Here is an 18,328-nt window from a genome sequence, read left to right as displayed (position 1 = left end):
ACATGCATGACGCCATCGATACCGAATCCGTAATACGAGAAGCGGAACGATTGCTGGGTGAGGGGGACCCTCAGGTGGCACGCTCGATCCTAGCTCCCTACGTCGCGCAGCGAGTACCCGCGGCGCTGTTTCTCTATTCGTCGGTCAGTGCTCCCGGGGAGGATATCGAGGCGTTCGAACGCAGAAGCTACGAGATGCTCAGTGAGGCGGCTGAGCTGGGCCATGTCCCCGCAATCACTGCCTTGGCGAAGTGCTTCGATATAGGGGATAGGGTTGAGCAGGATTGCCAGCGGGCAGCCATCCTGTTCGAGCAGGCTGCTGCCTGTGGCCACCCGCAGGCGAAGCTCTATCACGGGTTGAATCTGTTCTACGGGTCGAATGGCATCAAGCCGGACAGGAAAGAGGCCATACGACTGCTGCAAGAGGCTGAAGTCGAGGGGGTGCAAGACGAGCGGACAGCGCTCAGATGAAGGTGCGCCTTAGTCGGTCACAGTATGAGGAGTGGTATGCGTGTAGACGTTGAGAGTGACGCCGAGCTGCTAAAGGCTTACGACAGTTTCGAGCAAAGCATCGCCACTGCCGGCAGGCAGGGGCAGGACGTGCTTGATCGCTGCATCAATCGAAGCCTCTGGATCGCTCATCACTACAACGGGCGAGAACTGCTGGTCGAAACGAATGGCGGACGTTTCCTGCATGTCCATTGTCATGCGGGAAAGGTCGTATGGCAGGTGTTGGAATCGAGGCCCGTTGACCTTGAGCCTTGCTTGCTGGATGAGTCGACGATCGTTTTCAGATTCCCAAGCGGCGAGGAGGCCGCGTGGCACTGGCGGGAAGTGCTGGACAGCTTTCGTGGAAGGCCATTCGCCCTTGCCGTGAGTGATGCGCTGTTGTTCATGTTCTGGCGCGACGGACCTGAATATCTTTTCAACTGTTGTCGGTCTGAGAGCGACGTTTACCTGGTGCTGGGTGAGTGCTGAGCAGATGGGCCCACGCTGTTCAGGCAACTGAGGAGTGTTTTCCTCCGGCGCAAATAGAACCTGATTCACCCCACGCGGGTCGAGGGCGGGGCTTTCTGCAACCAGGTCCTGAAGAAGGCAACGGCTCATCTGCTCACGCGCACGCCGTGGTCCGATCTTTCTATGCCTGGTTTCGAGAGGCTGGATGGCGTTTCCCCGGTGCCCACGGCTACCTGGCACCACCCAGCCACTTCTTCTCCAGCTTCACCAGCCGCCCATCCGCCCGCATCGTCTCCAGCGCCTGCTGCCAGCGGGCGATGATGCGGGCGTCGGTCTGCCGTGAGAAGGCGATGTAGCTGCCCTGATGCATCACCGGCGCGGCGTAGCGAAGTTGCTCGGGGGCGAGGCCTTCTCCGCGGGCCAGGGTGTCGACGCTGAGGGTGTCGGCTGCTACCAGGTCGGTTCGGCCCAGGCGCAGCAGGCGCATCATCTGTTCGGGCGTGTCGACGCCGTAGAGGTTGGCGAAGCCCATCTCCTGCAGGCGGCGATAGACCAGCCATTTGCGCGGGGCGGCGATGCGCTGCACCTTGCGCGCCTCGTCCAGACCGGTGATGACGGGGGCGTGGTCGGCGTGGGCGTAGAGTGCGGTCTCGACCTCCAGCAGCGGGCCGACCAGTTGGTAGTCGGCTTCGCGCTCCGGGGTGCGCAGGATGGTGAAGACGGCCACGTCCGGGGCCTCGCGGGCGATCACCAGGGCACGCAACAGCGGTACTCGCTCCAACTGGATGCTGTCGCCGGTCTCCCGGGCGATCGCGTGCAGCAGGTCGACGTCGAAGCCCACCAGCTCGCCATCGCGCTCGAAATGCAGGGGCGGGTGGTCGTCAGTGAGCATGCGCAGCTCGGTGGCTCCCACGCTCTGGGTGGCGAACGCCGTGTACAGCAGCAAACGGGTGAAAATGCTTTTCATGAGGCTGTCTCGAAAACTCTCGGGTTCAGCGTAGCGGGAGCGGCGTCACTTGACGCGGTAAAGCACCAGCGTTCCGAGGTTGATCAGGCGGCCGGGTACGTAGCGCTCGACCACCAGCCGTTCTTCCCAGCGCTTCTCGTGGAGGACATCCGGTTCATGGATGATGGTCAACAGATTGCCTTTGAGCTTGAAGCGCAGTGCGGTCTGGACGCGGTTACGGATCGCCATGCCCTTGCGGTCCATGCGCAGGGTGTTTGAACCGAATACCCAGTAGCCACGCAGGGGGGAGTCGAAGTCCAGATCCGACCATTTGCCTTGCAGGTCGGCCAGTGTCAGCAGTGGTGGGCTGGCCTTCTCGGCTGCTTCGTAATTCGTCTGAGTGCCTGCTTTCGGAAGGGGGCTCTTGTCGGGCTGCTCGGCACTGTCGGTTGCCTTGGCCGGGGGCGGGGTCTCATGTGCGATCACTTCCTGATTTTCAGGTGTGCCGCAGGGCCGGTCGGAGAACTGGGTCGTGCCATCGGCCACCTTGCACTTGAAGATGGCGGCTGATGCCGAAGCGGCAGGGGCGAGGAGCAAGGTGAAGGCAATCAGGGCGGCGGCAGGGCGCATTGAACATCCGTGTAGTAGTGGAGGGTGTTGGATTCTACCTGTTGCTCCGGGATGCGACAGCATTCTGCATAGGGGCCGGTACGCACGAGCTGCCTGCTCCGTGTGCGCCTTCATGAGTCTCACTCCATCGCCTGCCGGTACTGCCGTGGCGTGAAGCCGGTGAGCTGCTTGAACTGGCGGCTGAAGGCGCTGTGGTCGGTGTAGCCGCATTGCAGGGCGACGTCGGTGATCGGTAGGTCGGTCTGCAGCAGGCGGTGGGCGTGCTCCAGGCGGGCCTTGCTGATCATCTGCCGGGGCGTGAGGTGGAACACCCGCTTGCAGTGGCGCTCCAGCTGGGCGACGGAGAGGCGGGCGATGCGGGTGAGGGTCTCCAAGGTGATGGGCTCGTGGAAGTGCAGGCGGATGTGCTCGTCCACGGCGGCCAGGCGTTCGTAGGCGGGGTGGCTGGCGCTGGCCGATTGCAGGTCCACCGAGATGCCCACCAGGCCGATCACCTGCCCGGCGCGGTCGTGCAGGGGGCGCTTGTGGGTCAGGCACCAGCCGGGTTCGCGGCTGCCGTACAGGTGCAGCTCCAGCTGGTCTTCCAGCACCTGGCCCTGTTCCAGCACGCGGCGGTCCTGCTCGGTGTAGCCGGGGCCGAGCTGGGCGGGGAAGACCTCCGCGCTGGTCTTGCCCAGCAGCGGTTGCAAGGCCTTCAGGCCGCAGCGCTGGACCAGGGTGCGGTTGGCCAGCAGGTAACGCGCCTGGGTGTCCTTGATGAAGATCGCCGCATTGGGGATCGCATCCAGCATCGGCCATAGCAGCCGCGCGCTGGCCAGCAGCGCGTCCATGCTCTCGGGGCGTTCCAGCCCCTCTTCGGCGAACAGTCCTTCCAGCAGGTTCTGCGGCATCGTCCGGCCTCCCAGTGCACGCAAGCCGGCAGGTTGCCGCAGGCGGCCAGGGCCTGTCGAGCCTTGCCCGGTCATTGCGCCAACTGTGCCGATTTCGTCATGGGAACCGAGGAAATGCATCAAGCCCGCAGGCGCCCGGGCGGGCCACCCTATGGCCGTTGCAGACCTCGGGGCGCCGTCGCACCGGTTCGTCTCAGTGCCTGATTCGTCGCCAGGCCCCGGTGCTGCACAGGGATCTCTCCAGCCCATCCAATAACGCACAAGAAGGCTACGCCATGTCTGGAAAGTTCAAGAAACAGCTGTCCCTGACGGACCTCACCTTCATCGGCCTGGGGGCCATCTTCGGCTCCGGCTGGCTGTTCGCTGCCAGCCACGTCTCCGCCATCGCCGGCCCGGCGGGCATCTTCTCCTGGCTCCTCGGCGGCTTCGCGGTGCTGCTGTTGGGCATCATCTACTGCGAGCTGGGGGCGGCGCTGCCGCGTGCCGGCGGTGTGGTGCGCTACCCGGTGTTCTCCCACGGCCCGCTGCTGGGCTACCTGATGGGCTTCATCACGCTGATCGCCTTCTCCAGCCTGGTGGCCATCGAGGTGGTCGCCTCCCGCCAGTACGCGGCGGCCTGGTTCCCGGGCCTCACCGAGGCGGGCTCCAGCGACCCGACGCTGATCGGCTGGCTGGTGCAGTTCGGCCTGCTGTGCCTGTTCTTCTGGCTCAACTACCGCAGCGTGAAGACCTTCGCCCGCGCCAACAACCTGGTCAGCGTGTTCAAGTTCATCGTGCCGCTGCTGGTCATCGGCGTGCTCTTCACCTTCTTCAAGCCCGAGAACTTCCAGGTGCAGGGCTTCGCGCCGTTCGGCCTCTCGGGCATCGAGATGGCGGTGTCGGCGGGCGGCATCATCTTCGCCTACCTGGGGCTGACGCCGATCATCTCGGTGGCCAGCGAGGTGAAGAACCCGCAGCGCACCATCCCCATCGCGCTGATCCTCTCGGTGCTGCTCTCCACCGCCATCTACGTGCTGCTGCAGGTGGCCTTCCTCGGCGCGGTGCCGACCGAGCTGCTGGCCAACGGCTGGGCCGGGATGTCCAAGGAGTTCGCCCTGCCGTACCGCGACATCGCCCTGGTGCTGGGCGTGGGCTGGCTGGCCTACCTGGTGGTGGCCGACGCGGTGGTCTCGCCCAGCGGCTGCGGCAACATCTACATGAACGCCACGCCGCGGGTGATCTACGGCTGGGCGCAGACCGGCACCTTCTTCCGCATCTTCACCCGCATCGATGAGCAGTCCGGCATCCCGCGCCCGGCGCTGTGGCTGACCTTCGGCCTGTCGGTGTTCTGGACCCTGCCGTTCCCCTCCTGGGAGGCGCTGATCAACGTGGTGTCCGCCGCCCTGGTGCTGAGCTACGCGGTGGCGCCGGTGACGGTGGCGGCCCTGCGCCGCAACGCGCCGGACATGCCGCGCCCGTTCCGCGTGCGGGGCCTGGCGGTGATGGGGCCGCTGTCCTTCGTGATCGCCGCGCTGATCGTCTACTGGTCCGGCTGGGGCACCGTGTCCTGGCTGCTGAGCCTGCAGATCCTGATGTTCGTCATCTACCTGCTGTGCCGCCGCTTCGTGCCCACCGAGCACCTGGGCATCGCCCAGCAGGTGCGCTCGTCCGCCTGGCTGATCGGCTTCTACGCCGTGACCCTGCTGCTCTCCTGGCTGGGCAGCTTCGGCGGCCTGGGCGTGCTCGGCCATCCCTACGACACCCTCGCCGTGGCCGCCTGTGCCCTGGGCATCTACCACTGGGGCGCCACCACCGGCGTGCCGGCCGAGCTGATCATCCTCAGCGGCGAGGACGAAAGCGAGGAGGGCACCGACGCGGACGCCGCACCTGCCACCACGGCCTTCCCCAGCCGCGCCTAGCCCACTCTCTGCAACCTGATGACCGGAAGGAGTCTGGCCATGAACGACCTCATCAACCTCAGCCTCGACCAGGTCCACGCCCTGGCACTGCGTGCGCTGACCATCAACGGCATGGGCGAGGACCATGCCCGCGCCATCGCCGACACCATCACCCGGGGCCAGCGTGACGAATGCCACTCCCACGGGCTGTACCGGGTGCTGGTGTGCGTGCACTCGCTGCGCAGCGGCAAGGTGGACCCGCAGGCCCAACCAAGCGTGAGCCGCCCGGCGCCGGCCATCGTCCGCGTCGATGCGCAGCGGGGCTACTCGCTGCTGGCGCTGCAGACCGGCCTGCCGCTGCTGGTGGAGCAGGCCCGCGAGCTGGGCGTCGCCGCCCTGGTGATCCGCAACTGCTTCCACTTCTCCGCGCTGTGGCCGGAGGTGGAGGCCATCGCCGCCGAAGGGCTGGTTGGGCTGGCCATGACCCCCAGCCACGCCTGGGTGGCCCCGGAAGGCGGCCGCCAGGGGGTGTTCGGCACCAACCCGCTGGCCTTCGCCTGGCCCCGCGAGGGGCGCGAGCCCTTCGTCTTCGACTTCGCCACCAGCGCCATCGCCCGGGGCGATATCGAGCTGCACGCCCGCCAGGGCAAGCCGATTCCCCTGGGCTGGGGGCTGGATGCCGAAGGGCGGCCCAGCACCGATGCGCGGGCCGTGCTGGAAGGCGCCATGCAGACCTTCGGCGGCCACAAGGGCTCGGCCCTGGCAGCGATGATCGAGCTGATGGCCGGCGCGCTGATCGGCGACCTCACCAGCGCCGAGTCCCTGGCCTTCGACGGCGGCGCCGGCGCCACGCCGCTCCATGGCGAGCTGCTGCTGGCCTTCGATCCCGCACGCTTTCTCGGCGGCGAGCTGGAGGCCGGCCGGCAGCGGGCCGAGGCGCTGTTCACCGCCATCACCGACCAGGGCGCGCGGCTGCCGTCGCAGCGGCGTTTCGCCGCCCGCCAGCGCAGCGAACGCGAAGGTGTCTGGGTCGGCCGGGCGCTGCTGGACGACATCCAGCACCTGATCGATCACCCCCATTCCCCGACCTGACGGAGCCGCCCCATGAAGCGCATCCATGTCATCGATTCCCACACCGGCGGCGAACCCACACGCCTGGTGATGGACGGCTTTCCCGAACCCGCCGGCCGCACCCTGGCCGAGCAGCGCGACAGCCTGCGCGAGCAGCACGACCACTGGCGCCGCGCCTGCCTGCTGGAGCCGCGCGGCAACGACGTGCTGGTGGGCGCGCTGTACCGCCCGCCGGTGACGCCGGGCGCCACCTGCGGGGTGATCTTCTTCAACAACGCCGGCTACCTCGGCATGTGCGGCCACGGCACCCTCGGCCTGGTGGCGTCCCTCCGGCACCTGGGGCTGATGGCCCCCGGCGAGCACCGCATCGACACCCCGGTGGGCACCGTCAGCGCCACCTTCCACGAGGACGGCCGCGTCACCCTCGGCAACGTGCCGGCCTACCGCCATCGCCGGCAGGTGCCGGTGGAGGTGCCCGGCCATGGTGTGGTCCACGGCGACATCGCCTGGGGCGGCAACTGGTTCTTCCTGGTCAACGACCACGGCCAGCGCCTGGAGCTGGACAACGTCGAGGCCCTGACCGCCTACACCTGGGCGATGCTGCGGGCCCTGGAGGCCCAGGGCATCCACGGCGAGGGCGGGGCGCTGATCGACCACGTCGAGCTGTTCGCCGCCGACGCCGAGGCCGACAGCCGCAACTTCGTCATGTGCCCCGGCAAGGCCTACGACCGCTCCCCCTGCGGCACCGGCACCAGCGCCAAGCTGGCCTGCCTGGCGGCGGACGGCAAGCTCGCCCCCGGCCAGCGCTGGGTGCAGGCCAGCATCACCGGCAGCCGCTTCGAGGGGCACTACGAGTGGGAGGGCGAGCGCATCCGTCCCTTCATCACCGGGCGTGCCCACCTCACCGCCGACAGCACCCTGCTCATCGACGAGCAGGACCCCTTCGCCTGGGGCATCTGAGCCCCGTTTTCCCGAACCCTGAATCCCTGCTCAAGGAGCGACAGCATGAACATCGATATCTACCGTGGCTGCATCCCCGCCCTCATGACCCCCTGCACCGACGCGCGCCAGCCGGACTACGACGCCCTGGTGGCCAAGGGCCGCGAACTGGTCCAGGCCGGCATGAGCGGCGTGGTCTACTGCGGCTCCATGGGCGACTGGCCCCTGCTCAGCGAGGCCCAGCGCCAGGAAGGCGTGGCGCGCCTGGTGAAGGCCGGCGTGCCCACCATCGTCGGCACCGGCGCGGTGAGCACCCGCGAGGCGGTGGCCCATGCCGCCCATGCCGCCAAGGTCGGCGCCCAGGGGCTGATGGTGATCCCGCGGCTGCTCTCCCGTGCGGCCTCGCCGGCGGCGCAGAAGGCGCACTTCAGCGCCGTGCTGAAAGCCGCGCCGGAGACGCCTTCGGTGATCTACAACAGCCCGTACTACAGCTTCTCCACCCGCGCCGACCTGTTCTTCGAGCTGCGCGGGCAGCACCGCAACCTGATCGGCTTCAAGGAATTCGGCGGCGCCGACGCCATGCGCTACGCCGCCGAGCACATCACCTCGCGGGATGACGAGGTGATCCTCATGGCCGGCGTCGACACCCAGGTGTTCCACGGCTACGTCAACTGCAACGCCACCGGCACCATCACCGGCATCGGCAACGTGCTGCCCCGGGAGGTGCTGCAACTGGTCTCGCTGAGCCGCCAGGCCGCCCAGGGCGATGCCCGCGCACGCCGCCAGGCCCTGGAGTTGAGCGCCGCCCTGGACGTGCTCTCGTCCTTCGACGAGGGCTGCGACCTGGTGCTGTTCTACAAATACCTGATGGTGCTCAACGGCGACCGCGAGTACCGCCTGCACTTCAACGAGAGCGACGCCCTCAGCGACTCTCAGCGCCGCTACGCCGAGCAGCAGTACGGCCTGTTCCGTCAGTGGTACGCCAACTGGACCGCCGAGCAGAACCTTGCCTGAACCCGCCCGCCCCACCGCCCATGGGCGGTGGGGCCCACCTGCCACCCAGGATGCCCCATGACCCTCACAGGCAAGATGCTGATCGGCGGCGCAGCGGTGCCCGGCACCCGCGACGCCCTCCACGCCATTGACCCGGCCACCGGCCAACACCTGCAACCCGCCTACCCGGGCGCCAGCCGCCAACAGGTGGAACAGGCCTGCACCCTGGCCTGGGCCGCCTTCGACCCGTACCGGGACACCACGCCGGCCGCCCGTGCGGCCTTCCTCGACGCCATCGCCGATGCCATCGAGGCTCTTGGTGATGCGCTGATCGAGCGCGCCATGGCCGAGACGGGCCTGCCCCAGGCCCGCCTGCAGGGCGAGCGCGGCCGCACCTGCCAGCAACTGCGCACCTTCGCCCGCACCCTGCGCGCGGGTGAGTGGCTGGACGTGCGCATCGACCGCGCGCAACCCCAGCGCCAACCCCTGCCCAGGCCCGATCTGCGCCAGCGCCAGGTGCCCCTGGGGCCGGTGGCGGTGTTCGGTGCCAGCAACTTCCCCCTGGCCTTTTCCGTGGCCGGCGGCGACACCGCCTCGGCCCTGGCCGCCGGCTGCCCGGTGGTGGTCAAGGCCCATGGCGCCCACCCCGGCACCAGCGAGCTGGTGGGGCAGGCGGTGGCCCGCGCGGTCGAAAGCTGCGGCATGCCCGAAGGCGTGTTCTCGCTGCTGTTCGGCGCCGGTCGCGAAGTGGGTTTAGGCCTGGTGACGGACCCGCGTATCAAGGCGGTCGGCTTCACCGGCTCGCGCAGCGGTGGCCTCGCCCTGTGCCAGGCGGCCCAGGCGCGGCCGGAGCCGATCCCGGTCTATGCCGAGATGAGCTCGATCAACCCGGTGCTGCTGTTTCCCGCCGCCTTGCAGGCCCGTGGCGAGGCCCTGGCGCAGGGCTTCATCGCCTCGCTGACCCTGGGCGCCGGGCAGTTCTGCACCAACCCCGGCCTGCTCATCGCGCCTCGCGGAGCAGCGCTGGATGCCTTCCTCGCCCACGCCGCCGAGCAGCTGCGCCCGTGCAAGGCCCAGGTGATGCTCACCCCCGGCATCCACCAGGCCTACGCGGCCGGGGTCGCGGCCCTGGCCCGCCACCCGCAGGTGCGTCGGGTCGCCAGCGGGCTGCCAGGGGAGGGGCCGAACCGCTGCCAGGCGCAGCTATTCGTCACCGACGCCGAGGCCTTCCTCGCCGACCCGCAGTTGCACGGCGAAGTCTTCGGCGCGGCAGCGCTGGTGGTGCAGTGCGAGGCAGCGGAGCAGGTATCCCGCATCCTCGATGCCCTGGAGGGCCAGCTCACCGCCACCCTGCACCTGGACGACGCTGACTTGGATGCCGCCCACGCGCTGTTGCCGACCCTGGAGGGCAAGGCCGGCCGGGTGCTGGTCAACGCCTGGCCCACCGGGGTGGAAGTGTGCGACGCCATGGTCCACGGCGGGCCGTTCCCGGCCACCTCGGATGCCCGTTCCACCTCGGTGGGCACCGCCGCCATCCAGCGCTTCCTGCGTCCGGTGTGCTACCAGGGCTTCCCCGATGCCTTGCTGCCGGCGGCGCTGCGCGAGGCCAACCCCCTGGGGCTGCGGCGGCTGCTCGACGGCGAGCGGGAGGCCTGAACATGGGCGATCTCCAGCCAGCGGACGTGGATGTCGCGGTGGTCGGCGCCGGCGTCATCGGTGTCGCCTGCGCCCTGCAGCTCGCGCGCCAGGGGCTGCGGGTGCAGGTGTTCGACCCGGACGGCGTGGGGCAGGGCGCCTCCTTCGGCAATGCCGGGCACCTGGCCACCGAGCAGGTGTTCCCGATTGCCGACCTGTCGATTCTCAAGCGCCTGCCGGGCATGCTCCTCGACCCCATGGGCCCGCTGCGCCTGGACTGGACCTACCTGCCACGCGCCACCCCCTGGTTCCTGCGCCTGCTGCTCAACCTGCGGGCGGCGCCCTTCGCCCGCACCGTGGCCGGCCTGCGGGCCGTCAACGAAGCCAGCCTGGGCGCCTGGCGCCGCCTGCTGCAGGCCATCGAGCGGCCCGACCTGCTGCGCGAGGACGGTTCGCTGCTGGTGTACGAGCAGGACGCCTCCCGCGCGGCGCTGCAGGCCCTCCAGGCGCGCATGGCGGGGCAGGGCGTGCCGGTGGCGTTCTGGGGAGCGGAGGCGTTGCACGCGGCGGCGCCCCAGCTCAGTGACGGGATTCGCGGCGGGCTGTTCTTCCCGGCCACCGGGCACTTCATCGACCCGCACCGCGTGGTCGTCGAACTGGCGCGGGCGGCCGAGGCGCTGGGCGTCACCTTCCATCGCCAGCGCGTGCTCGACGGCCACCGCGTGCCGGAGGGCGTCGCCCTGCGCCTGGACGGCGGCAGCCTGCGCGCCCGCCAGGTGCTGCTGGCCTGCGGCGCCCACTCCGCTCCCCTTACCGAACGCCTCACCGGTACGCGGGTGCCGCTGGACACCGAACGCGGCTACCACCTGATGCTGCCGCGGGAGCAGGGGCGGCTGCCGTTCGCCGTCACCAGCCTCGAACGGCGCTTCATCATGACGCCCATGGCCGGCGGCCTGCGCCTGGCCGGCACCGTGGAGTTCGCCGGGCTGGAGAAGCCGGCGAACATGCCCCGCGCCTGGCAGTTGCACCGCCTCAGCCAGGGGCTGTTCCGCGACGAGCTTGACGTCGAAGGCGCCAGCCCCTGGATGGGCTTGCGCCCCTCGCTGCCGGACTCGCTGCCGATCATCGACCGGGTGGGCGAGGGCCGCGTCCTGCTCGCCTTCGGCCACCAGCACCTGGGGCTGACCCAGGCTGCCGTCACCGCCGAGTACATCGGCCAACTGGCCCAGGGGCAGGCCGTGGCGGGGCTGGAGGCGTACCGGCTGGGGCGCTTCGGCGGGCCGGGGAGGGGCTGAACCGCGTCACGGAAATCAGGGGGGGCGTTCCGGAGGGGCCCCAGGTGCTGCCCGCACCCTGAGCCCGTTCCGCCTGGCAAAAAGTTAGAACCTCTCGCCGTCCCGGTCCTCAGACCTTCTAGGCGTCATCGACGCCGGACCCGAATGGACCCACAGACAAGAGAGGACCGTGCAATGGCTCAACATCGAGGTGGCAAAGGCAACTTCGCGGAAGACCCCCAGCGTGCATCCGAGGCCGGCAAGAAAGGCGGGCAGGTGAGCGGGGGCAACTTCCGCAACGACCCGGAACGGGCATCGGCCGCCGGCCGCAAGGGCGGGCAACGCAGCCACGCCCGGCGCACCAGCGAGGACTGAGCGCCACCGGGCCGGCGGTGAGTGTCGCCGGCCCGGTCATCCACCCGCCGCCCAGCGGCCCCATTGCCCAGCCGAGGACACCCCGATGACCGACTGCTGCCGAGCAACATCCGATCCTGCAAGGTGGCCATCCTGCTGGTCGACGGCGCCTGCGAGCGTGACGTGGAGACGCTCAGGGACGCTCAGGGACGCTCTGGCGCAGGCCGGGGCGGGTGATCTACCGCGATGGGGTCAGTCTCTAGCAGGTGGCTGCAGAACAGGTGGGGCGGCGGCGAAGCGCTGCAGCACGTCGAGCAGGTCCTCGCGTTTGTTCCGGGAGATGGCCTCCAGCAGCAGGGCATAGCCCTTCTTCTCGCACTGCTGGCCGACAGTGGGATCGGCGCCTTTTTCCAGCAGCAGGGTGAACAACGCCAGGGTGTCCTGCTGGCTGACGGTGGGTGACCGAGCATCGGCAGCGGTCTGCTCGGCCACCAGGGTCAGCAGGCTCTTGCCGATGGGCTGGCCATGGCAGGTGCCACGGCCGTAGCTCAGGTCGAGGTCGGCACCGGCAGCTATCAGTTGCCTCACGGCCCCGAAATTGTTGGCGGAAAAGGCGCGGTACAACGCGGTTTCACCATCGTCCTTGCTGCGCACATCGAGGTCCTGCGGGTAATGCAGCAGCCAACCGAAGGCCTGCAGGCCACGTGTGTTTCCGGCCATCTGCATCAGGGGCGTCTCGCCTCGGCTGTCCGGCTCGTCGATGCGGACACCGGCCTCGATGAGGAACTTCAAGCGTCCGTCCTGGCTCAGGTCGAGGTTGTCTCTCAGGTCGCGTTGCATGGCCAGGATCGCCAAGGTGCTGCCGTTGTAGAGACCGCTGGTGCGCGCGCCGTGCTCCAGCAGCAGCCGGGCGATGTCCAGATGCGGCGCGTCCAGGGCGTGCAGCAGGGCGCTGCGGCCATCGGCGGCCATGACCTCGCCGCTGATGCCGCTGGCCAGCAGGCGCTGCACCTCGGCCAGGTCGCCGGCATCCACGGCGGCCACCAGCGGCCAGAAACCCTGGCAGGCCTGCGGGTTGGCGGTGGTGATGCCCAGGCGTTCGAGCACCCGGGGCGGGATGCTCATCTGGCGTTTCAGGCGCAGGCCGCAGTACACCCGGTAGGCCTCGACGGCTCGGCCCTGGTGGATGGCGTACTCAGGGCGCTGCTCGTAGATCGCCCAATCCAGGTCCGCCAGGTTGAGGTAGGCGGGCATGCGCCCCGGGTCGCGGCGCAGCACTTCTTCGAGCCAGGGGCGGGCGGTATGCAACTGGCCGGCCTCGCTGGCCCAGAAGGCGATGTCGTTGAGCAGGCCAGGGTATTCGCGGCGCTCGGTGGCGATGCTGCGAAAGTCGTGAAGGGCGAAGAAGTCCTCCACCTCGCGGATGCCCGGCCGCTTGTCCTTGGTCTTCAGCAGTTGCTGGTGCAGGGCACGGAACTGCTTCCAGGTGTCATCCGGGGACTGGGCCGGCACATAGGCGTTGAGGGTGATCGTTCCTTTGGCGCTGGTGAAGGGGCGGAACCAGGGCGGAAACTTCTGCAAGGCCTGCAACCACTGCTGCGCGGTTGCCTCGCTGATGGGCTGCAGCGGGGTGAAGTCCAGCCGGTTCATGTCGCGGCGGTGGCTGATGGCCAGCAACGGGTTCTGCGGATCACGCTGGTCGACCAGCAGGTAGCGCTGGCTGAGCTGCCAGTCCGAGGGGGCCGAACAGTCGAAGCTCAGCGACGTGAGGCTGAGGCCGGTGTCCAGGGTGTTGCTCGCTGGCCAACGTTCGCTGACCCGGATGGGAAAATCCGAGGGCTCGCAGGCGCGCAGTTCCTCGGGGCTGAACAGGGCAATGGGCGGCGACTTGTAGACCCGCTGCTGGTACGTCAGGTCCTGATAGGCATTGAGGTAGAACAGTCCGCGGTGCTGGCTCAGGACGACACGCGCCGGCACCTGCGCCAGGCCCGGCAGGCGGAATGGCTTGATCTCCAGGGTGGCCGTCTCCGGACGGTCGAGCACGAACTTGCGGGCCATGCCCGACCATTTGATCCCGTCCATGTCGATGTCGAAGGCCAGGGCCACGGGGGCGCCTGCCAGCAGGGCCAGCGCAAGGCCAAGCCCACGAATGCCGATGCGCCGGGCAGTGGCGCCAGAGGATAGGTTCAACGTTGCAGTCCCTTGCCGATGGAAAGGTCGGCAATGTAATGCAATCGGCGTCTGCGTACCGGGTGTTTGTCTCAGGTGCGGAACTGTCTTGGTGCCCCTCCAACAGTGTTCACGTGGGGTCGTTTGATGTGTCCTCCAGCAGCACCGGCCCGCTGCCGAACTCGGCCAGCGCGTCGCCGGGGTTGCGCAGGGGGCAGGTCTCCATGCTCAGGCAGCCACAGCCGATGCAGCCGCTGAGCTGGTCGCGCAGGGCGGTGAGGCGCTGGATGCGCTGGTCCAGCTCGTGGCGCCAGCGTTCGGAGAGGGCATGCCAGTCGGCGGCGGTGGGGGTGCGGCCCTCGGGCAGGGCGGCCAGGGCTTCGGCCACTTCCGCCAGGGGCACGCCCAGGCGTTGCGCCACCTTGATGATCGCTACCCGGCGCAGCACGTCGCGGGCGTAGCGGCGCTGGTTGCCGGCGTTGCGGGTGCTGCGGATCAGCCCCTTGGCTTCGTAGAAATGCAGGGTGGAAACCGGTACGCCGCTGCGTTCGGCGACCTGGCCGACGGTGAGGGGCCTGTGGACGTTGGCGGGAGTGACGGCGGGCATCGTGTCGGACTCTTGACCTCAAGTTAAGTTGAGGTTTTACCCTCGGCGCCGTTCATGCACAAGATCGGTCCGCAGAGGAGTCGGGACATGCAGCACGCAGAGGAAATCCACACCGCCATCCGGTTCGCCTTCGATCCCGAGCGCCGCCAGGCCCTGCTGGAGGGGCTGGCACCGCGCCTGGCCGCCTGCCTGGCGTCGCACCAGGGGTTGCTGGAAAGCTCCCTGGAGGTCGGCGCCGACGGCGACTGGCTGGTCCAGCGCAGCCGCTGGCGCTCGCCGCAGGCCGCCCACCAGGCTTTGGGGGACGGCTCCTGCGGTGCACAGCTGCTGGGCGAGGCCATCTGGCGCTACGGGGCCCGCTCGGTGTGGTTCGAGTAGGGCGCGCCGGCCGTCAGAGCAGGAACATGCCCTTGGCGAGGAAGAGGATGGCGAGCATCTGCAGCAGCACGCTGTGGTGGATCAGGCGCGAGCGGGCGGGCGTCATGCGGCCGCTGCGCATCAGCAGGACCACCAGCAGGAAGTGCCCGAGGATGCTCAGCGCCAGGCTGATCTTCAGCACCAGCAGCGTGCCGAAGTGGCTGGCGAAAGGCGCCGCCAGCACCGCGCGGTAGTGCCAGGCGAGGCCCAGCCCGGCGCCGTAGAGTGCCAGCACCACCCAGTGCATCACCTGTCGGGCGCGCTTGCCGAGGGCCTGGGACAGGCGGCTGCGGGCGTCTTCGTCCAGCACCGGTGTGGCGCGGCTGAGGATCATCACCTCGAAGAACACCCCGCCGATGAAGAACGCCGCAGCGGTGATGTGCACGAACTTGAGCAGCAGGTAGGTCATGGCGGGTCCTCGGGCGGCAGGGTGGGCGGATCATGACGGCTCGCCAGGGCAGTGCCATGACCCGCGTCAACGCGCCTGCCGGGGGCCGCCGCCGTAGCGCGCCAGCGCCCCGGCCGCCAGGTCCAGGCTGGTGCACAGGACGAAGTAGAGCAGGGCGACGAAGAGGAAGATCTCCGTGGGGTGCACCATCAACCGGTTGCTCACCTGGGTGGCCACGAACGACAGCTCGCCGACGCCGATGACATAGGCCAGGGAAGTGTCCTTGATCAGCGAGACCCACTGGTTGAGGAACGACGGCAGCATGATCGGCAGGGCCTGGGGCAGGATCACCCAGCGCAGCACCTGCCAGGGGCGCATGCCCAGGGCGCGCGCCGCGTGCCATTGGCCCTCCGGCAGGCTGAGGATGCCGGCGCTGACCGAGTGGGCCAGGTAGGCCCCGCCGATCAGCGAAAGGGCGCAGACCACCGTGGCCAGGGCGGGCACGTCCACATGGAAGACGATGGGCAGCAGGAAGTAGGTCCAGAACACCAGCATCAGCACCGGGATCGCCCGGAAGAAGCCCAGCACGCCCACCAGCAGCAGGCGCCAGCGGCCCTTCGACAGGGCCAGTGCGATGCCCAGCACCAGGCCGATCAGCGCCGACGCCAGGGCCGAGCACAGGGCCAGCACCAGCGTCAGTGCGGCGCCGCCCAGCGGGCCCTCGGGCCAGGGGCCCAGCAGCAGATAGTCGAGGTTGTCGAGGATGACCGAAATGTCCATCAGGCGGCTCCCTGGCGGTAGCGCCGGCTGTGCTGCACCACCTGGCCGAGGGCTTCCATCAGCGCGATGGTGCCGATGTACAGCAGGGTGGCGAGGCCGAAGGCCTGGAAGGTCTTGAAGGTTTCCGTCTCGACCTGGCGCGAGGCGTAGGACAGCTCGGCCAGGCCGATGGCCATGGTCAGCGAGGAGTTCTTCAGCGCGCTCATGTACTGCCCCAGCAGCGGGGCGAAGGCCGTGCGCAGCGCCTGGGGCAGCAGCACCACGCGCCACACCTGGCCAGGCGTCATGCCCAGCGCCAGGCCGGCCTCGCGCTGCTGCGGGCGTACCGAGGCGATGCCGGCGCGGAACTCCTCGGCGACGAAGGCCGTGGTGTAGAGCGTCAGGCCCCAGGCCCCGGCGAGGAACTCGAACGACGGCCAGGTCAGCACCAGCGGCCCGATGGCCAGTTCGTGCGGGCTGTTGAGCCAGAACACCAGCGCTTCCGGCAACAGTGCCGGCACGCCGAAATACCAGAAGAACAACTGCACCAGCAGGGGCGTATTGCGAAAGGTGGTCAGGAAGGCCTGCGCCGGCCAGGACAACAGGCGCGAGGGCGCCAGGCGGGCGATGGCCAGGGGCGCGCCGAGCAGCGTGGCCAGCAGGCAGCACAGGGCGGAAAGGCCGAGGGTCAGCAGGAAGCCGTCCAGCAGCCAGCCCAGGTAGAGCGGGGCGAGAAGGTCGCCAAACATGAAGAAGGTTCCAGGCAGGGGGCATCAACGACTGCGCCCCACCGAAGCGGGGCGCAGGGAGAGAGGGCGATCAGCTCTTGTCGCCGATCCGGTAGAGGCGGGCCAGGGGCGTCGGCGTGCTCGGGCCGAACCAGGCGTCATAGATCTTCTGGGCGTCGCCGCTGCCCTCCAGCTCGCGCAGTGACTGGTCGACGAACTCGGTCAGGGCGGCCTCGCCCTTGGGAATGCCGACGCCAATCAGGTCGTTGGAGAGGGTGAGGGGCGGCACCTCGTACTTTTCCTTGTCCGGGACGTTGGCCAGCAGGCCGATCAGCTTGGGGCCGTCCTGGGTGATGGCCTGTACCTGGCCGTTGCGCAGGGCGGTGAAGGCGAAGGGGGTGTCGTCGTAGGCGATGACCTTGGCGCCGGGGAATTTCTCCCGCAGGACGCCTTCGTTGACCGTGCCCTTGTCCACGCCCACGCGCCATGTGTTCAGTTGCTCCGGCTCGGTCAGGGTGCCCTTGCGCACGATGAACTGCTGGCCGGAGGCGAAGTACGGAATGCTGAAGTTCACCTGCTGGGCCCGCTCGGGGGTGATGGTGAAGTTGGCCAGCACCAGGTCCACCTTGTTGGCGGTCAGCAGCGGAATGCGGTTGGCCGGGTTGGTGGGCAGCAGTTCCAGCTTCACGCCCAGCTTGCCGGCCAGGGCTTTGGCGTAGTCGACGTCGAGGCCGGCCAGTTGCTTGGTCTGCGGGTCGACGAAGCCGAAGGGCGGGTTGCTGTCGAAGGCGGCAACCCGGAGGACCCCGGCCTTGCGGATGTCTTCGAGGCGGTCGGCATGGGCCAGGCCGGACAGTACGGCCAGGGCGAGGGCGGTGATGGCAGTGAGTTTCTTCATGAAATGACAGCTCCTGGATGGGCCCTGTCGATTCGCAGGGCACCGTATGCGGGGATGGCGGGCGCCCTGGGTGAGGGCGCCCGCCGCTGCCGGAGGGTGGCTCCAGGCGCAGCGGAGTGTGTCAGGGGAGGGTGGGGACTGAAAAAGAATGAATCGGTCTATCTAATAGCCAAAAAGAATAAACGCTTAGTAATTGAGTCCGAATTGGAATTTATGCGAGCACTGTTCATTCGAGCGGATAGCGCCGGAATAGCGCGCTGTCGTCGAGCGCGTGTCCAGCCTGTGGAATCCGTCGCCGCCCTGGCAGGTGGCCTCACGCCTGCCGCTGGTCCATCCGGCTGGAAATAGCCCTGCGATGCGGGAATAATGCCGCCCCCTTTTTATTAGGAGAATCAAATGGTTATCCATTTCCTGAGCGGAGAGGGTCAGGGTGCCTGCGGCCGCAGCGATGCCAACCTGAACGCCTCCAACCAGCCGGCCGAGGTCACCTGCAAGACCTGCCGCCGGACCAACGCCTTCACCCAGGCCGAACAGGGCGCTGCGCCCCAGGCCACAGCCGCCCAGGCGCGCGTCACGCAGTCCCGCAGCGAGCCCGCTGCCCGCAAGAGCCCCCAGCAGGCCGCCACCCAGGGCAGCGCCTGGCAGAGTTGGCAGGCCCGTCTGAGCCAGACCCCCGGCAAGCAGCGCCTGCCGCGCTCCCGCCGCCGCGCTCAGGCATTCGTCTGAGGGCTTCCCCACCCTGGCCCAGGCGTTGCCTGCGGCTGGGGTGGCTATCGATCTAGATCTACAGCCCGACG

At 68.6% G+C, this 18,328-nt stretch carries 20 protein-coding genes; 11 read left to right on the top strand and 9 right to left on the bottom strand.

The annotated features are described in order from the left end of the window. The first annotated feature begins 2 nt into the window (after window positions 1-2). Entirely contained in the window at window positions 3-470 is a 468-nt protein-coding gene (locus A7D27_RS12140) for a tetratricopeptide repeat protein (RefSeq protein ID WP_069565045.1), read from the top strand. A gap of 36 nt (window positions 471-506) precedes the next feature. Next, a complete protein-coding gene (locus tag A7D27_RS12135; RefSeq protein ID WP_069565044.1) occupies window positions 507-977 on the top strand; it encodes a hypothetical protein in 471 nt (156 codons plus the stop codon). Window positions 978-1,185: 208 nt separating this feature from the next. On the opposite strand, the gene A7D27_RS12130 is transcribed toward A7D27_RS12135, so the two are convergent. From A7D27_RS12130 to A7D27_RS12120, 3 genes are all read right to left on the bottom strand, one after another. Beyond that, entirely contained in the window at window positions 1,186-1,923 is a 738-nt protein-coding gene (locus tag A7D27_RS12130; protein ID WP_069565043.1) for an ABC transporter substrate-binding protein, read from the bottom strand. A 45-nt stretch (window positions 1,924-1,968) separates the two neighbouring features. Beyond that, the gene (locus tag A7D27_RS12125; RefSeq protein WP_069565042.1) at window positions 1,969-2,532 is read right to left on the bottom strand and encodes a DUF4124 domain-containing protein; all 564 of its coding nucleotides are present in this window, start codon (window positions 2,530-2,532) and stop codon (window positions 1,969-1,971) included. 119 nt (window positions 2,533-2,651) lie between these two features. Then, on the bottom strand, window positions 2,652-3,422 hold the full coding sequence (locus tag A7D27_RS12120; protein ID WP_069561405.1) for an AraC family transcriptional regulator: 771 nt from the start codon (window positions 3,420-3,422) through the stop codon (window positions 2,652-2,654). A gap of 275 nt (window positions 3,423-3,697) precedes the next feature. On the opposite strand from A7D27_RS12120, the gene A7D27_RS12115 reads away from it, so the two are divergent. From A7D27_RS12115 to A7D27_RS12085, 7 genes are all read left to right on the top strand, one after another. Next, complete coding sequence (locus tag A7D27_RS12115) at window positions 3,698-5,320, top strand: APC family permease (protein WP_069565041.1); 1,623 nt, start codon at window positions 3,698-3,700, stop codon at window positions 5,318-5,320. Between the two features lie 39 nt (window positions 5,321-5,359). Then, a complete protein-coding gene (locus A7D27_RS12110; RefSeq protein ID WP_069565040.1) occupies window positions 5,360-6,391 on the top strand; it encodes an Ldh family oxidoreductase in 1,032 nt (343 codons plus the stop codon). A gap of 12 nt (window positions 6,392-6,403) precedes the next feature. Further along, complete coding sequence (locus tag A7D27_RS12105) at window positions 6,404-7,330, top strand: 4-hydroxyproline epimerase (protein ID WP_069565039.1); 927 nt, start codon at window positions 6,404-6,406, stop codon at window positions 7,328-7,330. Between the two features lie 45 nt (window positions 7,331-7,375). Further along, window positions 7,376-8,323: a dihydrodipicolinate synthase family protein gene (locus tag A7D27_RS12100; protein ID WP_069561401.1), complete on the top strand. Its 948-nt coding sequence runs from the start codon at window positions 7,376-7,378 to the stop codon at window positions 8,321-8,323. Window positions 8,324-8,380: 57 nt separating this feature from the next. Then, window positions 8,381-9,958, top strand: a complete 1,578-nt coding sequence (locus A7D27_RS12095; protein WP_069565038.1) for an aldehyde dehydrogenase (NADP(+)) — start codon at window positions 8,381-8,383, stop codon at window positions 9,956-9,958. A gap of 2 nt (window positions 9,959-9,960) precedes the next feature. Continuing rightward, complete coding sequence (locus tag A7D27_RS12090; protein WP_069565037.1) at window positions 9,961-11,232, top strand: FAD-binding oxidoreductase; 1,272 nt, start codon at window positions 9,961-9,963, stop codon at window positions 11,230-11,232. A 174-nt stretch (window positions 11,233-11,406) separates the two neighbouring features. Continuing rightward, window positions 11,407-11,586 carry a general stress protein gene (locus A7D27_RS12085; protein WP_044404703.1) on the top strand — a complete coding sequence of 60 codons (180 nt, stop codon included), beginning with the start codon at window positions 11,407-11,409 and terminating at the stop codon, window positions 11,584-11,586. Window positions 11,587-11,817: 231 nt separating this feature from the next. Here the strand turns inward: A7D27_RS12085 and A7D27_RS12080 are convergent, their stop codons facing one another. Together A7D27_RS12080 and soxR are read right to left on the bottom strand one after the other, a co-directional pair. Further along, window positions 11,818-13,755, bottom strand: a complete 1,938-nt coding sequence (locus A7D27_RS12080; RefSeq protein WP_069565036.1) for an ankyrin repeat domain-containing protein — start codon at window positions 13,753-13,755, stop codon at window positions 11,818-11,820. 109 nt (window positions 13,756-13,864) lie between these two features. Beyond that, window positions 13,865-14,341 (bottom strand): redox-sensitive transcriptional activator SoxR, encoded by a 477-nt coding sequence (gene soxR, locus A7D27_RS12075; protein WP_069565035.1) that lies wholly within the window; start codon window positions 14,339-14,341, stop codon window positions 13,865-13,867. Between the two features lie 87 nt (window positions 14,342-14,428). Between soxR and A7D27_RS12070 the strand changes: the two genes are divergently transcribed. Next, complete coding sequence (locus A7D27_RS12070) at window positions 14,429-14,719, top strand: hypothetical protein (protein WP_069565034.1); 291 nt, start codon at window positions 14,429-14,431, stop codon at window positions 14,717-14,719. Between the two features lie 13 nt (window positions 14,720-14,732). Here A7D27_RS12070 and A7D27_RS12065 read toward each other — a convergent pair whose 3' ends face one another. From A7D27_RS12065 to A7D27_RS12050, 4 genes are all read right to left on the bottom strand, one after another. Then, window positions 14,733-15,167, bottom strand: a complete 435-nt coding sequence (locus A7D27_RS12065) for a CopD family copper resistance protein (protein ID WP_069561395.1) — start codon at window positions 15,165-15,167, stop codon at window positions 14,733-14,735. Between the two features lie 66 nt (window positions 15,168-15,233). Continuing rightward, on the bottom strand, window positions 15,234-15,926 hold the full coding sequence (locus A7D27_RS12060) for an amino acid ABC transporter permease (protein ID WP_069565033.1): 693 nt from the start codon (window positions 15,924-15,926) through the stop codon (window positions 15,234-15,236). Then, on the bottom strand, window positions 15,926-16,654 hold the full coding sequence (locus A7D27_RS12055) for an amino acid ABC transporter permease (RefSeq protein WP_069561393.1): 729 nt from the start codon (window positions 16,652-16,654) through the stop codon (window positions 15,926-15,928). Before A7D27_RS12055 ends, A7D27_RS12060 begins: the two co-directional genes overlap by 1 nt. 70 nt (window positions 16,655-16,724) lie before the next feature. Next, window positions 16,725-17,531, bottom strand: coding sequence for an ABC transporter substrate-binding protein (locus A7D27_RS12050; RefSeq protein WP_069561392.1), 807 nt, complete (start codon window positions 17,529-17,531; stop codon window positions 16,725-16,727). A 396-nt stretch (window positions 17,532-17,927) separates the two neighbouring features. Here A7D27_RS12050 and A7D27_RS12045 point away from each other — a divergent pair, with 396 nt between their 5' ends. Further along, entirely contained in the window at window positions 17,928-18,257 is a 330-nt protein-coding gene (locus A7D27_RS12045; protein ID WP_069561391.1) for a hypothetical protein, read from the top strand. Window positions 18,258-18,328 lie beyond the last annotated feature (71 nt).

This window comes from Pseudomonas sp. 1D4 (genome assembly GCF_001728925.1).
GTDB lineage: Bacteria > Pseudomonadota > Gammaproteobacteria > Pseudomonadales > Pseudomonadaceae > Metapseudomonas > Metapseudomonas otitidis.
Note: the sequence above shows the minus strand (reverse complement) of the source record. Positions and strands in the feature narration are given on the sequence as shown.

Bases quoted from the DNA above. Each gene is read 5' to 3' on its own strand.
- A7D27_RS12045 (WP_069561391.1), top strand. From the start codon at position 17,928: ATGGTTATCCATTTCCTGAGCGGAGAGGGTCAGGGTGCCTGCGGCCGC.
- A7D27_RS12125 (WP_069565042.1), bottom strand. From the start codon at position 2,532: ATGCGCCCTGCCGCCGCCCTGATTGCCTTCACCTTGCTCCTCGCCCCT.
- A7D27_RS12130 (WP_069565043.1), bottom strand. From the start codon at position 1,923: ATGAAAAGCATTTTCACCCGTTTGCTGCTGTACACGGCGTTCGCCACC.
- A7D27_RS12135 (WP_069565044.1), top strand. From the start codon at position 507: ATGCGTGTAGACGTTGAGAGTGACGCCGAGCTGCTAAAGGCTTACGAC.
- A7D27_RS12065 (WP_069561395.1), bottom strand. From the start codon at position 15,167: ATGACCTACCTGCTGCTCAAGTTCGTGCACATCACCGCTGCGGCGTTC.
- A7D27_RS12070 (WP_069565034.1), top strand. From the start codon at position 14,429: ATGCAGCACGCAGAGGAAATCCACACCGCCATCCGGTTCGCCTTCGAT.
- A7D27_RS12095 (WP_069565038.1), top strand. From the start codon at position 8,381: ATGACCCTCACAGGCAAGATGCTGATCGGCGGCGCAGCGGTGCCCGGC.
- A7D27_RS12110 (WP_069565040.1), top strand. From the start codon at position 5,360: ATGAACGACCTCATCAACCTCAGCCTCGACCAGGTCCACGCCCTGGCA.
- A7D27_RS12105 (WP_069565039.1), top strand. From the start codon at position 6,404: ATGAAGCGCATCCATGTCATCGATTCCCACACCGGCGGCGAACCCACA.
- A7D27_RS12120 (WP_069561405.1), bottom strand. From the start codon at position 3,422: ATGCCGCAGAACCTGCTGGAAGGACTGTTCGCCGAAGAGGGGCTGGAA.
- A7D27_RS12055 (WP_069561393.1), bottom strand. From the start codon at position 16,654: ATGTTTGGCGACCTTCTCGCCCCGCTCTACCTGGGCTGGCTGCTGGAC.
- A7D27_RS12140 (WP_069565045.1), top strand. From the start codon at position 3: ATGCATGACGCCATCGATACCGAATCCGTAATACGAGAAGCGGAACGA.
- soxR (WP_069565035.1), bottom strand. From the start codon at position 14,341: ATGCCCGCCGTCACTCCCGCCAACGTCCACAGGCCCCTCACCGTCGGC.
- A7D27_RS12100 (WP_069561401.1), top strand. From the start codon at position 7,376: ATGAACATCGATATCTACCGTGGCTGCATCCCCGCCCTCATGACCCCC.
- A7D27_RS12115 (WP_069565041.1), top strand. From the start codon at position 3,698: ATGTCTGGAAAGTTCAAGAAACAGCTGTCCCTGACGGACCTCACCTTC.
- A7D27_RS12085 (WP_044404703.1), top strand. From the start codon at position 11,407: ATGGCTCAACATCGAGGTGGCAAAGGCAACTTCGCGGAAGACCCCCAG.
- A7D27_RS12090 (WP_069565037.1), top strand. From the start codon at position 9,961: ATGGGCGATCTCCAGCCAGCGGACGTGGATGTCGCGGTGGTCGGCGCC.
- A7D27_RS12060 (WP_069565033.1), bottom strand. From the start codon at position 15,926: ATGGACATTTCGGTCATCCTCGACAACCTCGACTATCTGCTGCTGGGC.
- A7D27_RS12050 (WP_069561392.1), bottom strand. From the start codon at position 17,531: ATGAAGAAACTCACTGCCATCACCGCCCTCGCCCTGGCCGTACTGTCC.